Origin of the sequence: Novosphingobium sp. PP1Y, from assembly GCF_000253255.1 — a bacterium.
Lineage (GTDB): Bacteria > Pseudomonadota > Alphaproteobacteria > Sphingomonadales > Sphingomonadaceae > Novosphingobium.
On record NC_015583.1, the window covers coordinates 65,163 to 80,290 of the forward strand.

General features: G+C 62.1%; 11 protein-coding genes. 3 read left to right on the forward strand and 8 right to left on the reverse strand.

Annotation, left to right across the window (positions count from 1 at the left end; all coding sequences use genetic code 11):
* Positions 1-209 precede the first annotated feature (209 nt).
* Together cls and PP1Y_RS01400 are read left to right on the forward strand one after the other, a co-directional pair.
* Positions 210-1,643, forward strand: coding sequence for a cardiolipin synthase (cls, locus tag PP1Y_RS01395; RefSeq protein WP_013836318.1), 1,434 nt, complete (start codon positions 210-212; stop codon positions 1,641-1,643).
* A 192-nt stretch (positions 1,644-1,835) separates the two neighbouring features.
* Positions 1,836-2,798 (forward strand): mechanosensitive ion channel family protein, encoded by a 963-nt coding sequence (locus PP1Y_RS01400; protein WP_232512299.1) that lies wholly within the window; start codon positions 1,836-1,838, stop codon positions 2,796-2,798.
* Between the two features lie 76 nt (positions 2,799-2,874).
* Here the strand turns inward: PP1Y_RS01400 and PP1Y_RS01405 are convergent, their stop codons facing one another.
* The 5 genes from PP1Y_RS01405 to PP1Y_RS01425 are packed head-to-tail and all read right to left on the reverse strand — an operon-like array spanning position 2,875 to position 10,643.
* Positions 2,875-4,254: an MmgE/PrpD family protein gene (locus PP1Y_RS01405; RefSeq protein ID WP_013836320.1), complete on the reverse strand. Its 1,380-nt coding sequence runs from the start codon at positions 4,252-4,254 to the stop codon at positions 2,875-2,877.
* A gap of 1 nt (position 4,255) precedes the next feature.
* Positions 4,256-5,791, reverse strand: coding sequence for a tannase/feruloyl esterase family alpha/beta hydrolase (locus tag PP1Y_RS01410; RefSeq protein ID WP_041558175.1), 1,536 nt, complete (start codon positions 5,789-5,791; stop codon positions 4,256-4,258).
* Positions 5,791-8,439, reverse strand: coding sequence for a TonB-dependent receptor (locus tag PP1Y_RS01415; RefSeq protein ID WP_158511822.1), 2,649 nt, complete (start codon positions 8,437-8,439; stop codon positions 5,791-5,793). Before PP1Y_RS01415 ends, PP1Y_RS01410 begins: the two co-directional genes overlap by 1 nt.
* A gap of 51 nt (positions 8,440-8,490) precedes the next feature.
* On the reverse strand, positions 8,491-9,525 hold the full coding sequence (locus tag PP1Y_RS01420) for a hypothetical protein (protein ID WP_013836323.1): 1,035 nt from the start codon (positions 9,523-9,525) through the stop codon (positions 8,491-8,493).
* Entirely contained in the window at positions 9,522-10,643 is a 1,122-nt protein-coding gene (locus PP1Y_RS01425; protein WP_013836324.1) for a CapA family protein, read from the reverse strand. The genes PP1Y_RS01420 and PP1Y_RS01425 overlap by 4 nt, the downstream gene beginning before the upstream one ends.
* Before the next feature lie 162 nt (positions 10,644-10,805).
* Here PP1Y_RS01425 and PP1Y_RS01430 point away from each other — a divergent pair, with 162 nt between their 5' ends.
* Positions 10,806-11,786, forward strand: coding sequence for a hypothetical protein (locus PP1Y_RS01430; RefSeq protein WP_232512300.1), 981 nt, complete (start codon positions 10,806-10,808; stop codon positions 11,784-11,786).
* 7 nt (positions 11,787-11,793) lie between these two features.
* Here the strand turns inward: PP1Y_RS01430 and PP1Y_RS01435 are convergent, their stop codons facing one another.
* The 3 genes from PP1Y_RS01435 to PP1Y_RS24545 form a co-directional block, all read right to left on the reverse strand.
* On the reverse strand, positions 11,794-13,089 hold the full coding sequence (locus tag PP1Y_RS01435; RefSeq protein ID WP_013836326.1) for an alpha/beta hydrolase: 1,296 nt from the start codon (positions 13,087-13,089) through the stop codon (positions 11,794-11,796).
* A gap of 130 nt (positions 13,090-13,219) precedes the next feature.
* Positions 13,220-14,266: an acyltransferase gene (locus tag PP1Y_RS01440; RefSeq protein WP_013836327.1), complete on the reverse strand. Its 1,047-nt coding sequence runs from the start codon at positions 14,264-14,266 to the stop codon at positions 13,220-13,222.
* Between the two features lie 196 nt (positions 14,267-14,462).
* Positions 14,463-15,056 carry a TetR/AcrR family transcriptional regulator gene (locus PP1Y_RS24545; RefSeq protein WP_013836328.1) on the reverse strand — a complete coding sequence of 198 codons (594 nt, stop codon included), beginning with the start codon at positions 15,054-15,056 and terminating at the stop codon, positions 14,463-14,465.
* Between the last annotated feature and the right edge of the window lie 72 nt (positions 15,057-15,128).

Consider the following 15,128-nt stretch of genomic DNA (forward strand, 5'->3'; position numbering starts at 1 on the left):
CAGACGGCGACTTGGCCGCCGTCGTCTCGATGGCGGTTTCGCGCCCTATCCGCGCCGTTCCCGGCGGCAAGGCCTGCCCCTGAAAGTTGCCGTTAGTTCGAGCGAGGGCCGATATCCGCTTGTCGTTGGCCCGCAATCGGTGTTGGATCATCAGCCAACGAACGAAACACTGAGCGATAGGTAAGCGGGGCTGGCAGGGTGGAACCTCATTGATTGACCTGGGGACGGCCACATGGCTAATCGTCGCGGCGCTCTATCTTGCGGTGATAGTCCGCGCGATCCTGCTCGACGGGCGCGATTCCTATGCGCGAGCGGCGTGGTTGCTGCTGCTGATCGCCCTGCCAGTGATCGGCGTGATCCTGTACCTTCTGTTTGGCGAACCCTGGATTTCGCGGGGTTTCCGGGAGCGCGGGCGGCGCGTATATGAAGAGTTCCTCCCGTTCGCTCCCCGGTCGGCACAACAGGCCGGCACCGCGGGTTTGGCCACTAACGCCTTCCGGACCTTCGAGGCCGCATCGCACTGGCCGGTTTCGACTGGAAACACGGCGCGTATCGCGCCTGATTCCGATACCGGGATCGCAATGCTCGTCGCGGATATCGATACTGCAGAGCAGTCGGTTCACCTGTCTTTCTACATCTGGCTAGGCGACAATAACGGCACGAAGGTCGTGGAGGCCGTATGCCGCGCCGCCCGGCGAGGGGTAACGTGCCGTATCGTTGCCGACGCGATCGGATCACGTTCACTGATCCACTCCGCGCGCTGGAGCGCGATGCGCGATGCCGGGGCGCGGCTTTGCAGCTCGCTCCAGGCGCCGCTAGGCTTGGGCTTTCTCGTGGGGCATCGCACCGATCTGCGCAATCACCGCAAGATTGCCGTCATCGACGGCCGCGTTACGTACTGCGGCAGCCAGAATTGCGCCGATCCGGCGTTTCTCGTCAAACGAAGGTTCGCTCCCTGGGTCGATATTCTCGTCCGCTACGAAGGGCCGGTAACACGTCAGGCCGACATCATCTTTGCCTCGGCATGGACTGCCGAAACTGGAGAGGATCTGCGTCCATACATGACCATGGATCCGCCGCAGCCTTCAGCCGATGGTTTCGCCGCAATCGCCACCGGGACAGGGCCACTCTCGCCACGCGGAACGATGACCGACATGTTCGTGGCCGTGCTCGCGGCAGCGAAAGTCAGCGTGACGATCACGACGCCGTACTTCGCGCCCGATCCGCCGCTGATCGGCGCGATAGTCGCAGCAGCGCGACGCGGGGTAGAGGTTCGTATCGTCTTTCCACGTCGTAACGATAACCGGATCGTCGGAGCCATCAGCCGTGCCTACTATCCGGTTCTTGCAAAAGCCGGGGTACGCATCTTCGAATATTACGGCGGACTGCTGCATGCGAAGACGGTCGTGGTAGACGATGCCCTGGCCTTGATCGGGTCTTCCAATATGGATCGCCGCAGCCTGGAACTGAATTTCGAGAACAACATCCTGTTCGAGTCAGCCGAGCTTGCGGTTCAGTTACGCGATCGTCAGCAGCGTTGGCTCAAGGATGCCATCGAGATCGACCGCGGCGATGCCACCAACCGAGCGATAGCACGCCGCTTTGTCGACAATCTGCTGACCATGACCGCTGCACTGTTCTGAATCCGGTTCTGCAGGGCATCGTATCTTTGGACGCCCATTCCTGATCCGCTACACGACAGGTTCTGGATTTCGCGATGAGGCGGGCAGTCCTGGCGTGCCTGCCACCTGAATTGCGGGAATACGGCGCAAATCAGGCGTTCGAAGAAAAACATCCTTGTTGCTGACACCTTTCATGGAATATTGGTTCGCCACATGACTTTGCCATCGATAGCGGCCCGGGATGTCCCGCCGACGGAAGTTACCGCCACGTCAGGAGGGTGGGGGCCATCGCGGGTGCTGCTCGATCTCACCGAGTATTTCAATCCGAGCCATTTCTGGGGCGCGTTCGCGCTCGGCATGCTGTTCCTGCTCTTCGGCTTCGCGCTGAGCTGGCTGCTTCGCCGAGCCGTAGTGACCCTGATCGATCACGATCCCAACGAACGGATCGACCGGATGACGATCAGCTTCATCCAGCATCTGGCGACTTTCGTCATGTGGATCGTCCTGGCGCTTCTGTTTTCCCATCTCGTGCCTTCCCTGAACAAGCTGACGACGTCACTGCTCGCAGGGGTCAGCATCGTATCGGTCGTGGTCGGATTTGCCGCGCAGTCCACGCTGGGCAATCTGGTTTCCGGCATCAGTCTCGTGATCTACAAGCCGTTTCGTCGCGGCGACCGTCTGCAACTGACGGCACCGACAGGGCTCGAGACGGGAATCGTGGAGGAGCTCTCGCTTGGCTACACCGTGCTACGCACCTTCGATAATCGGCGTATCGTCCTTTCCAACGGCACGATCGCAAACCAGATCATGATCAACCTGTCCTCGGTCGATCTCAAGGTCATGATGTCGCTGACAATCTCGATCGGCTACGCGTCCGATATCGACAAGGCTCGCCAGATCGTACTCGATCTGGCGCAAGCGCATGAAGGCGTTACGGAAGTTGTCGGATGCCCGGTGATCAACCTTGGTGGATCGAGCGTGGATCTCTCACTTCGCGCCTGGTGCCCGGATGCAGCAACCTCAAAATCGGTCGAATACGATCTGCTAGAACAGATCAAGAAGCGGTTCGACGAAGCCGGGATCGAGATACCCTACGCATACCAGAATGTCGTGCTCACTGGGCAGGTTTCCGTCGGCGATGCCGACCCGGACGGAGTTACCGGGCCTCCGCGTTGACCCATCAATCCTGATTCAGCATCTTGACCTTGCAACATTGACTTGAGTCGATCGGCGCTTTGTCGCTCTGCGCGGTCTAGGCGAACAGTTGGCCGACGTCCTGGCAGCTTTCCAGCGCAAGGATCCTGTCAGCAAGGGCACTGGCTGTCCGTGCAGGCAATGGCACTTCTGCCCGCGCGGCACAGTCGATGAACTTCTCGACCAGTTGCGCCTCGCTGAGCGGCATCTGCGGGCTGCCGCGCGCGGTTGTGCACCCGGCCGAAAATGACCGCCCGTCGGCCAGTTCGATGCGGATCGAACCGCCCACCCCTCGTGCGCGCGCTCCAGTCTGACGGTCGGCCGCTGCCACGACCTTGCCTGCCAGCGCAAGCAGGGCAGGATCGCAAAGCGTCTCGGCGCCAAAGTCATCGAGCCCCACCCCTCCCCTCGCAATCGCCAGGGCAACGGTGAAAGGAATGGAGAACTTCGCGTCGATGGCAGTTTCAGGAGCCGCCTTGCGCGCCGGCGGTTCGGTCAACATCCGCTGCACGTCGTCGATCCCGACATGAATCGCTTCAATCTGCGGCGGCGTCAGGTCGTGGTCCTCGCGCAGGGCCAAAGCCATTTCGATGAACGGATGCGTCCCCCGGCAACTGGGCCAGGGCTTGAAGGTCAGTTCCTCGATGCACAGGCGCTGCCCAAGATCACCGGCCAATGCCTCTGGATCGAATGCTCCACCAGCATAGAGAGCGTAAAAGCCGGCCTCGCCTTCCAGCGGGCGTTCGAATCCCGCAACGCGGGCCCGCGCCAGTAGGGCGGCCTGGACGCTTGCCTGAGCGGGAAAAGCCTCTCGGACCGCGCGAATGACCGTGCCGGCACTGTGCTTTATCTCGCCCGGGATCGTCACCTGACACATGGCGAGCGAGATTGCGCTGCGCACTTGTCGGGGCGAGCAGCCGAGCAACTTGGCCGCGCCGGCTGCCGCTCCTATACCGGCAAGGATCGGCGGCGGATACCAACCGCCCGCTTCCATCGGCCTGCGCAGTGCAAGCCCCAGGCGGCACGAGACTTCGCAACCGGCGACAAGTGCGGCCATAAACCGCTCGCCGTCGACCGATCCGTGGCTTTGCGCCAGTGCCAGCAGGGCCGGCACGAGGCTGGCATTCGGATGCCCCGGCGCGCGGTCGAAGGCATCCTCATAATCAAGCGCATGGGCCATGGCGCCATTGGCAAAGGCCGCCATCTGCGGCGGTGCCGTCATTCCCGTGCCAAGGATACGGCATGGCCCCTCACCTTCGGCAAGGGCGATAAAGGGCCGGACCTCCGGCGACAGTCCGCTTGCAGCGAGAATGACACCACTGGCATCGAGCAGGACGTGCCGCGCCGCTGCCACAGTCGACTCGGGCAGGTCGCCGAACGCGAGATCACTAACCCACTGACAGAGCGTGTCGCTCACATGGTCGCATGTCTCACGCATCCTATGATCCCATCATGCGTTCGAGAAGCGGATCATCCACGCACTTCCACGAAGATGCCGAATCGGTCCGCCCCTTGCCATCGTATCGAGCCGATTGCGGAAAAGGGCATAGCTTTCGCGTGAACGAGGCTGCGCCTTCTGACTTCCGGGCGGCGACGATGCTTTCAGGCGCAAGGCCATCTTCCACCCAGTGGATCAATGCCCAGAGCATGTCGCGCGAAGGGTCGCGATCGTCCGGCACCGGGATCTGGGCGGAGGCGCCGAAGATGTCGGCGCCTGGCCCGCCCCGACAATGGTACATGCCCGGCACCATGAACAGGCGCACCGACCGCGCAAGCTGTTCCTTTCCGCCGTTGGCCTGCGCCAGCGCTGCGTAGAAGTCGATTGTCGGGCCGGCATTGACCGAGGGATCCTGCCAACCCTGATACATGATAGCCTTGCCGCCACTGGCGATGAATGGCGCAATCGCAGTCCTGTCCGCCCTTAGTTCGGGCATCTTGCGATTGGCAGCGGCAAGATCTGCACGGCGACGGAAGGTCATTTCATCCCAGTCTGGATTGCCGAAAACACCGTCCGCCCACATGGCCCTCAGCAAGGGCGAAGGAGGTCCGGGACGGGTTCTCACGCCGGGAAACAAGCCCTTGTCCATCGGGCGCCCCTGCTCGTCCGGCATCGGCGCAATGATCGCGTCGAGCATGGCAAGCTTGGGCGCGCTCAGGCATTCGCCGGTCTGGCCAGGCTTGCAGAGCAACGTAGCCGTATCGAAGCGGCAGGCGGCCGGATTTTCCATGATGCCGTCGCTAACCCCGTCGAGACCATCGCATTGCTGCGTGACGCGCGTCTCGTACAAGTGCCAGTCGGCATCGGTCAGCGCCGCTTGGGGTCGCCGTTTCTGCTCCAGCGCGAACCACAGCATGCGTACCGATTGCAGAGGCATGTAGGGGCCCGGCGCACCGGCAATCACGCCATCGTAGTCGCCCGGATACGTCTCCATTTCCTTGAGCGCCTGGCGCCCGCCGCCCGAGCAGCCGGTAAAGTAGGACCGATTGGCAGGCCGCCCGTAAAATCGCTCCGCAAGCGCCTTTGCGGCCCGGGTCGTCAGGTGAAGAGCGCGGTGCGTATAATCCGTCCGCGCCTTCGCATCGGTCATCCAGTGCGCCTGGCTTGCCTTGTGCCCGCTATCGGTGCTTACCACCGCAAATCCTTGCGAAATGCGCAGGCTCATGTCGCGGTAGTTGAAAACACCGGCGTCCCCGCCGACGCCTGCCCCCAGCAGGCGCCCGTTCCATTGCTCGGGCAACCATAGCTCGAATCCGATATTGCCCTCGATGCGCCCTTCCACCCGGCACATCGGAACCTTGATCGGCACCGGGGTGTAGAAGGTCTCCTGCCGGGGCATCCAGACCGGCGCCGGATCTATCGCAACTGCCGCGTCCACCGTAACCTCGCCGTGCGAGCCGCGAAGGCTCGCACAACTGCCCGCCTGCGGGGAACCCGCTGCAGCAAGGATGAGGGAGAGAAGCGAGGCAAGAGGCATCAGAACTTGACCCCCGCGGTCATGGAGATCAGCCTCGGGACGGGGTTCGCCGACTGCGGATCGTGTCCGCGCTGGGTGTCGACGAAGGGGGGATCGCGGTCGAACAGATTCCTCACGTCCAGGCCGACATGGAAGGCGCTCGTCACATCGACGCCAAGGTTGACGTCGAACGTATCGTAGGAGGAGACCTTCTGGACAGGGGTCACGGTGTTGTTCTCGTAGCCGTCGAGGTGGTTCCAGACGATCCGGGCGCTGAACTTGCCGAAGCGGGCGCCGAGGTCGGCCTGCGAGCGGAACTTCTGGGGGAAGTTGATCGTGCCGCGCACGCCTGTCAGCCCTGCACCGGGCACCGATTCGAAATCGTACTTGCTGAAATAGGTTCCTTGAGCGCTCGCGTCGAATTGAACCGCACCGATCGCCCAGTCGAGATAAACACCGAAATCCAGTCCGGCGACCACTGAACGCCCGAGATTTTGACGGCGTCCATCGGCAATGAACGTCACATTGGTTTCGTCGATCGGCGCGTTGATCGGAAGGCCCGAAGCAATCAGGTCCTGCACCTGTGCCGCGGACGGGTTCAGGATGACGAACGAACTGTAAAGCGGATTGGTCAGCAATCCGGGCGTGCCCCTGAGTGCCTGGATCTGGTTCTTGTAGTCGATATGGAAGTAGGTGAGCGTTGCGCGCAGGCCGCGAACCGGTGCGATATCCCCGCCGACCGACCACGTCGTCGCGGTTTCTGGCTTGAGATCCGGATTGCCGCCGGCAATGCCGATGCCGCGCTGGTTGCCGGCCGGCCCCGGCAGCAGGTCGTAATAGAGGCCGGCACCGCCCGCGACAGTCGACACTTCGGTAAAAGTAGGCGCTCTGAACGAGGTGCCGTAGCTTCCCCTGATCGTGACGGCGTCCACGGGCTTGTAGGTCAGGCCGATCTTGGGGTTCGAGGTGTGACCAAAGTCGCTGTACTTCTCGTAGCGGCCCGCGAGCGACAGCGAAAGCTGCTCGATACCGGACATCGCGTTGCCCGCACCCACGACCGGGACGAAAAGCTCGCCGAACACCGCCTTCACGTTGCGCGATCCGCCATCGGCGATATGCGCGGCCGAGACACTCGAGCCGATCTCAAGGTCGGTGAAGGTATACTCCTTGCGATACTCGGCGCCCACCGCCAGCCTTGCCGCGCCGCCCGGCAGTTCGAAGAGCGAGCCATCCATCTGCGCATTGACCACGTCGAGCCGCGTCTTGCCGGTGATGACGAACAGGCGATCGCGGATCGCCGCGATTGTCGCGGGATTGTTGGGCCCGCCGAAGACGTTGAGGGCGGTAGCCGGATCGGTGTCGGCAAGTGCTACGGCGAGAGCGCCCGAATTGATCCCGAGCCTGCGATCGGCAACGTCCTCGGATTCGCCGTGCGCATAGTAGACCGTGGCGCGCCAATCCCCGAAGGGGCGCGCTTCGATGCCGCCCATCAGATTCCAGGACGAGCCATGGTAGGGATTGAAGTCAGGCCCGACGGTCGGCACCAGCGAATAGGCAACGCTGACCGAGCTCGCCCCGGCGACGGGCGAGACAAAGAAGGGGTTGGTGCTCGGCACCGTGGCGTTGATCGTGTTCACCCCCGCAATCGTGCCGTCCCTGTAGGAATAGAACCCATCGGCGAACAGGCGAATGTCCGGGGTCAGATCCTGCGAGATGTTGCCTACCACGTTATAGCGGTTCTGCTTGGGTATCACCGTGTCCTGAGCGTTGAGGAAACACTTGTTCGATGTGCCGGGCACAAGCGTTCCCGCATTGGCCGCAGTGAGCCCGCCCTGCGGGATCGCGTAAGTGGTGCCCCCCACTGAAAGCGTGCCCGGATCGCAATTGGTGGTACGCAGGTCCCGGCCGCCGCGGGCGCGGTTGTCGTCCTGGTACCAGTCCAGATCGTAGCCTCGCAGCGCGGAATTGTGCGTGAACTCGGCCGCGATCATGGCCGAGCCGCCATTCCACGTCTTGCCAATGACGCCCGCTATCTGCTGCTCGGCATACTTGCTGTCGGTCATGCCCAGACGCCCGCGTACTTCAACGCCGTCGAAATTCTTGCGCATTATGAAATTGACCACGCCCGCGATCGCGTCAGAGCCGTAGATTGCGGAGGCGCCGTCCGCGACAACTTCGACCCGTTCAAGCGCAATGGCGGGAATGACCGACGGGTCGGTGTACTGGCCCTGCGTTCCCTGCGGCGGGAATCGCTTGCCATCGTAGAGCAGCAGCGTCGCATTGGTGCTGATCCCGCGAAGATTGATGCCGGCGCCGCGCGTCGCATTTGCCGCGCCGTTCTGCGCAGTCCCGCCATTGCGGTTCGCACCGAGCGAAACCACTTGCGGCACCCGGCGCAGCAGGTCGTTGGTCGAGGTAACAGGCTCCCGGGCGATCTCATCGGTTCCGATTGCGATGACGTTCGAGCCTACGGGGGCAACGCCGCGGATGCGGCTGCCCGTAACGATGATCGCCTCTATCTGCTTGTCGTCGGCAGACTTATTTATGACAGCGCTTGCATCATCGGTCGAACTTGCACTGTCCTGAGCCCATGCAGGCGCGGCCAGAGACGCCATTACAGCGCTTGCCGATACGCAGGTCGCCAGCTTTTTCACGACAGATTGCTTCATTTTTCTCTCCCCTTTTCCAAACCGGATCCGCACCGATCCGGCCATCGGACTTCAGTTCGTTTCCGCTCTGGCTCGCATGGCCGATACGGAAAGTCGCGGTGCGACAGACAACAGAACAATCGCTCCAATCAGGATGCCCGCTCCGACCAGCTCGGCAAGACGCGGCGCAGGCAAGCCGAAGAACGCAGCGAGAAGGATTGTCCCCCCGACCCCTGCAACCAGGCTCGCCGCACGTTCCAGCGGGACGCAATAGGCGTTCTCGCGCGGATCGAGCAGGATGATGATGGAGATTACGGAAATGACGGTCAGGGTGGCGCCGATGAAGGCAAGCGACCAGAGTGCTGGATCGCTCCAGATCTTGACGAAGCCCCAGGCCAGCTCGCCCGACTGCCCGCCTATGCCCGAAGCGGAAAGCAGGCCCAGTGCCACGACCGACAAGGGCAAGGCAATCATCTTCTCTTCGACGAAGTAGCGCCTTACCGATGCCGGATCGCCGCTCTTGGCAATCTTGGTCATGACCGCCAGACGGATGAAATAACCCAGCGTGTAGAGCAGGATCGTGACGATCGCGATCGGCGGGAGCTTCAATCCGCCTCGATCGGCAAGAGTGATGAACAGCGCGAGCAAGACCATGGCGAGAGCCGTCCAGCTCCACCAGCGCACCCGGCGTCCGAAGATCATGTCAACGAGCGGCGCGATGATCAGGATGTCGCCGCGCATGAGCAGCTGGATGAACGGGATGCTGACACCCTGAAAGGTGAAGGACAGCGGAACGGTGAACAGGATCAGCGCGGTCCCGATGCCCGACAGCAGCGTGTATCGCGTCGGCACCGGAAGGCGGGCCCTGCCGATCGAGACGGCATGCGCATCGCGGTGCCAGCCCGAAAGCCAGATAAAGCCGTAAGTCAGCACCATGCTGATGATGAGCGAGGCCGGCAGGGTCTCAAGGCCAGTAAGCGGCCGCTCCAGGTTACCGTGCGGCACGGACGTGACGTACTTGGTGACCATCACATTGGGCAGGTAGCTCAAGAGGTAGAGCATGACCCAGGCTTCGAGCGGAACAGAAAGCAGAGGACTGCGCTTCATGCCACGCCCTCGATCTCGACGATTTCGCCCTCGATCCGGTACCGCGCGTTGAGTCCCGCCTCTTCGGTGACGGCCCGCATGTAGTCGAGCGTCTGCGTGAACTCGTCGCTGCCTGCTGCGGTAAACCGGGGTACGGCGTCACGGCCGATGTAAAGCGGCTGGAACCCGGCCCTCGTCATCTTGCCGTCCGCAATTTCGATCCGTGCGACCATGCCGAGGCGGGATGCTGTCGGAAAGTTGTAGAGCCCCCCGAAGTCCGGCTCCCACTCTTCCGCCAGGACGCGTATTTCGTTCCAGCTCTTCGAAGCGGCATGCGCCTCGTCCATGCGCAAGTCGGTGGCGAAGTTAGAAAGCGAATAGAACACGGGCTTGCCGTCGATCACTTCGCACCCCTTGAGGATGTGCGCGTGTCCACCGAAGATCGCATCCGCCCCGGCAGCAATCGCCGCGCGGGCGACGTCGCGTTGGTACTCGGCGATTTCGGCACGTACGAAATGGATGCCCCAGTGCTGCGACACGAATACGAGGTCGGCATCGGCCTTGGCCGCGCGAATATCCGCCTCCATCGCAGCAAGATCTTCGCGATGCGGATAAGTGTGAATGCGTGCCGGTGTACCGGGCTGATCGTGCTCTATCTGTTCATAGACCGTGAATGCCCGCATCGGCGCGCAGCCGGCCCGGCGTTCATCCGCCCAATATCCTTGCGGCAGAATGCTCGAATAGGCGAGTACGGCAATGCGTGTACCATCGCCCAGCGTGAACCTTGCCGGCCTGCGCGCTTCGCGAATGTCCTTGCCGGCGCCAACGACACGCAGGCCAGCGGAATCGAGATTGGCCCGGGTTTCGAAAAAGGCCTCGACTCCCCAGTCCATGCAATGGTTGCCCGCCATAGAAATGCAATTGAACCCGGCGCGCGCAAGTGCAGCCGCCCCCTCAGGCCTTGCGAGGACGGCATGTCGAGCCTGCGGAAGGCGCGTTCCGCGTTCGGCAAAACTGGTTTCCAACTGACCGAAGGTAACATCGGCTGCCTGCAGCGCATCGCGCGTCGCCACGAAGCTCTCGTCGTAAACCTCGCGATCCATCGCAAGGTCTCCGGTGGCCAGGAACAGGTGTGTCATGAATGACCGCAGAGCGCCGGAGCGGCAGCCTCGATGGTGAAGCGCAAGAGCATGCCGACTTCTCCCCTCTCTCATTATGATTGTAATGACGTATAGCTATGCTACATCTCTACGCAAGCGCTTGCAAGGCGCAATTACCCCCCGGGAAGTTGGAGGATTTCAATGCTTTCGACACGCAAAGCCGCTTTCGTTGCCATGATCTTCACAGCAGGCATCGCTGTTGCCGCAGGAGCGCAGGAAACCGCTCGCCCCAGTCCGGCCGACATGGCGGCCGCCCAGGCGAAGCGCGATGCAATTCCCGATACCGCCGGCGACGGCCCCTTCCCCGCCGTTATGGAGATGGACCCTTCGCTCCCCGATCATGTCATCTATCGGCCCAGGGATCTGTCAGCGATGGGTGCCAGGAAACTCGCGGTGCTTGCGTGGGGCAACGGCGGCTGTTCAGATGACGGGGCCAGCGCGCGGCTCCATCTCGCGGAAATCGCGTCCTACGGCTATCTGGTCATTGCACCGGGCGAAATCCGCAGCGGCCCGCATGCCATGTCTCCCCGGAAGCCCTCCCGCAGCGCCGGCGCAGATGGCCAGTTGCCGCCGCCCGCCACGACAGCAGAGGATGTCCGTGCCGGAATCGATTGGGCAATTGCCCAGGCCGGCAAGTCGGACAGTCCCTATGCCGGCCACATCGCCATCGACCAGATCGCCGTGGCAGGCCACAGTTGCGGTGGCTTGCAGGCCATTGAACTGGCCCCCGATCCCCGCGTGAAGACGGTGATGATCGACAATTCGGGCATCTTCAACGATGGGGTCCAGGCCATCGCGGGGATGCACGTCGACAAGGCCATGCTCGGCGGATTTCACACGCCCACGCTCTACATTCTGGGTGGGCCGACCGATATCGCCTATGCCAACGGCGTGGATGATTTCTCACGGATTGAAAAGGTGCCCGCGGTCCTGCTCAACCTGCCGGTAGGCCATGGAGGCACATTCTTCGAGCCGATGGGCGGCGCGGTCGCTCACGTGGCGGTCGACTGGCTCGAATGGCAGCTGCGCGGGGACAGGACAGCGGCTCGCACCTTCAAGGGACAGAACTGCCGCCTGTGCAGCGGAACAGACTGGACAATCGAGAAGAAGGGGATCGATTGACAGGCGACTATTGGCAGCTGCGGCCGCGGAAACACGGGCGCAGCATCGGCGGCGGATCGTAGGCAATGAAGGGAGCTCCGGGGCGGGACCACCGCCCCGCTTCGAGCCTTCCCTCCAGGGTATCCAGCGCGGCCAGTATTTCGTCCTGCGAAAATGCGCAGTGGCCGCTTCTCCGCACATAGAGCGATTGGACCAGAGTGCCGGGCGCAGCCTTGCCGTAAGCCCGTTGCAGCGACGGGGACGTCATGCCGTCGCCGATAGCCTGAACAGCGAGGAGGGGGACGCGCGGGTTCGCATCGGGCGTGTAATGCGCCATCATATAGCTGACGGCCTGCGGCTTTGCCGAAATCCTCTCGGCACTGGCCAGTCGCGCAAGATCGTCATCGAGATCGAGCCCGGCGCTGCGATAGAGCCGTTCCACGAATGCGCTGCGCCCGGACTTTTCAAGCTGACGACGATAATCGATGCCGGTGTTCCATGAGAATGGCCCTCCCGCACGGGTCTCCTGATCCTCCCGCGGCAGCATCACCCCCATGGCAAATGCCTTGGCTATTTCGTCGACCTGTGCCTCGAAGTCATCGCCAGACGGCTCCGGGCTGTCAGGACCCGTCCATCCCGGTATACCGGCCAGCACCCCGGCCAGGGCAATGCGCGCCCTGCCATCAGCCGACGTTTGCGCCTGCGCGACGGCAGCGGCGACGCGGCGGCCATTGGCCATGTCGTCTTTCACACCGACCAACTGGATTCCTTCGTTCGGAGCGACCAGCGTGCGGAAGGCGAATGCGCCGTCCAGCGCCATGTTCATCATGCCGACGGCTCCGCCGATGGAACTGCACAGGGCAAGAGCCCCATCTATGCGCGGCTTGTCCTGTTCGGCCAGAGCGCTGGTCACCAGCCCGCCCATGGACATGCCCCATCCGATCACCCTGCGCGGCTTGCCGTACTTGCGTGCAAATTCGTCCACCACGAGGTTCTGAGCCGGGACGGCGTCCGCGAGGGCCCAACCGCCGGACCCGTAGTCCGACCCGGCCAGCGCATATCCGCGCGCCAGCAGGGGTACAATGAAACGATCCGGAGCCGCCTCGGGTGCGCCCGCTTTGCGCGCATAACCTCGGCTCCAAACCAGCAAGGTGCCATTCCAGTGCTCCGGCACCCGCACCGACCACAGGACATCGCCTCGCAGATGCGCCGCGTTGACTGAACCCTCAGCAGCCAGAACCGGCGAGGCGAAATGGGGCGCGCATGCTGCCTGCGAAACGGCGAGTGCGGCACAGCACAGCCAACGCAAGTGTCCGAAAGCCATGAACTTCTCCATTTGCTGATGCCACGTACCTATGCCCCCAATGAAGTCATAGCAAGCGCTTACATTGATCGAAGAAAGCGATGATCGCCTCGCTTGTCGGGTCCGGTTGTCACAGGACCAAAATCAGGTCTCAGTTCAAATGCACATGGCCAGCAACTGGCCCGGCGATCCCGCTGCCTGCATCTTGAAGCGGGGTACCCGAAGCCGCGGGTTCGGTCTGGTCGGTCGCCAGTCTGTCTCGCCGCAAGCGGCTCACCGCTCGGTCGACGATGACGGCCAGAATGAATGAGGCCGGGATTGCGAGGAAGTCCGATAGCTTCGAAATCGACATCAGAGTCATCACCGGCACGTGAACCGCGTACAAGGGGAAGGAAATTTCGCCCAGCTTCTTCGCGACAGCCGGAGGCTCCCACTTCAGTGCGGCAGCGATCATGACGGGGCACAGGATCAGGACGAAAGCCAGATCCATGAATATGTTGCGAACGCCGCTCAACTCCGATCCCATGAACACAACGGGCATTGTCAGATAGGCGAGTGGGGCAGGAATGCTGATCGGAGGATCATCCCTCCAAAGTCGATAAAGGACGATGCCGAGCGGATAGCTCATCAAGACCCGGGGCAGACCGCCTGCGAAGCCAAACGCTCCCAGACCGTCGACGTGAAGGATCGGCGCAGTCAAACCCCTGCCGATGAACACGGCGCCCATTGCAAGGACACACAGCACGAGAAGCCTTGTCCTCACCCGCCAGAAAAGAAGCGTGTGCATGAGGTTTGCCACCAGCTCGTAGAAGATCGACCAGGCCGCGACATTGTACGGATAGGGACTCCAGGCAGCCCAGTACGGCAGCAGTGCCATGTTGAAAGCAAAAGACAGGACCGCAATGCCGGTCAGCCCCATGCCTGTCAGTGCCGCGGGAATGCCGAGGAGAAATGCGAATGCCATGACGGGCCAGAGCCGCGCATAGCGAAGGAACATGAAGCGGGCCGCCCCCAGTCCGGTAGCGAAGCGGCCTTCATAGGTCCTGGCCATGACGTAACCGGACAGCATGAAGAAGAAATCGACCGCGAGATAGGCATTGTTGGACGTCATGCTGACGCGATCAATGTTGATGTGATGGAGCAGAACGCTCACAGCCGCGATGCCGCGCAGAGCATCAAGTCCATTGAGCCGCTTCATCGCCTCGAGATTCAAAAAATGCGCGGCGGAGACAATTTAATTTATTGTAATAACGCCGGAATGAAGACTTTTTCCAAGTCTGACCGTCGCGTCAGGACCATGCGACAGTACTGAAAATACGCTAAGGATGAGGGCAGATCGGGTTGCGTCCCGAGCAGGTAGACCTGGACCTGAGCCAAGGCTTCATCAACAATTCCTAGCCGCTTCGACTTTCCCAGCCGGGGATGTGGTTGTCCAGATGCAGTTTCAGAATCCTAAGCTGCCTTTGCGCTGGCCAATTATCCGGATCGTAGATCGCCTGGGTTGCAATCCCGGCGACACTGCTCAGCAGTGCCTGCGCGACGAGCCGGGATTGCTCGTCATCCGGCATGGCGCCTGAGTTGACGATCGCGCGGTGAAACAGATCGACGGATTCGCGGCTGCGCTGGCGTTGTTCCTGGAGAAACGTTTCATCTGCAGTCGCGAGACCCCAGAAGGCCAGCCAGATGCGCCAGCTTTCGACCCGTTCCTCGTCGAGTGGCAGAACGGAAGCGAGGCTGTCGAGAAGTGCGCTTCCTTCGCGCGATACTTCCTCGACACGCGCGACGGTCCTTTCCATGCGCATGCGATAGGCTGACATCAGCAGCTCGTGCTTGCTCTTGAAGTAGTGCGAGACGATCGAGGTACTGTAACCGGCGAGCCGCGCGATATCCCGGACCTTGGTCCCTTCGATACCGTCGCGTGCGATAAGCTTCGCGGCGATTTCGGCGACGGCCCGGCGGCGGGCTGAGTGATCGACAATCTTCGGCATCAACCCACTGCTTGTTCAACATCGTTCGATCTACGGTGACAGCCCTCACCGCACAACTATCCGTCTTGCGCC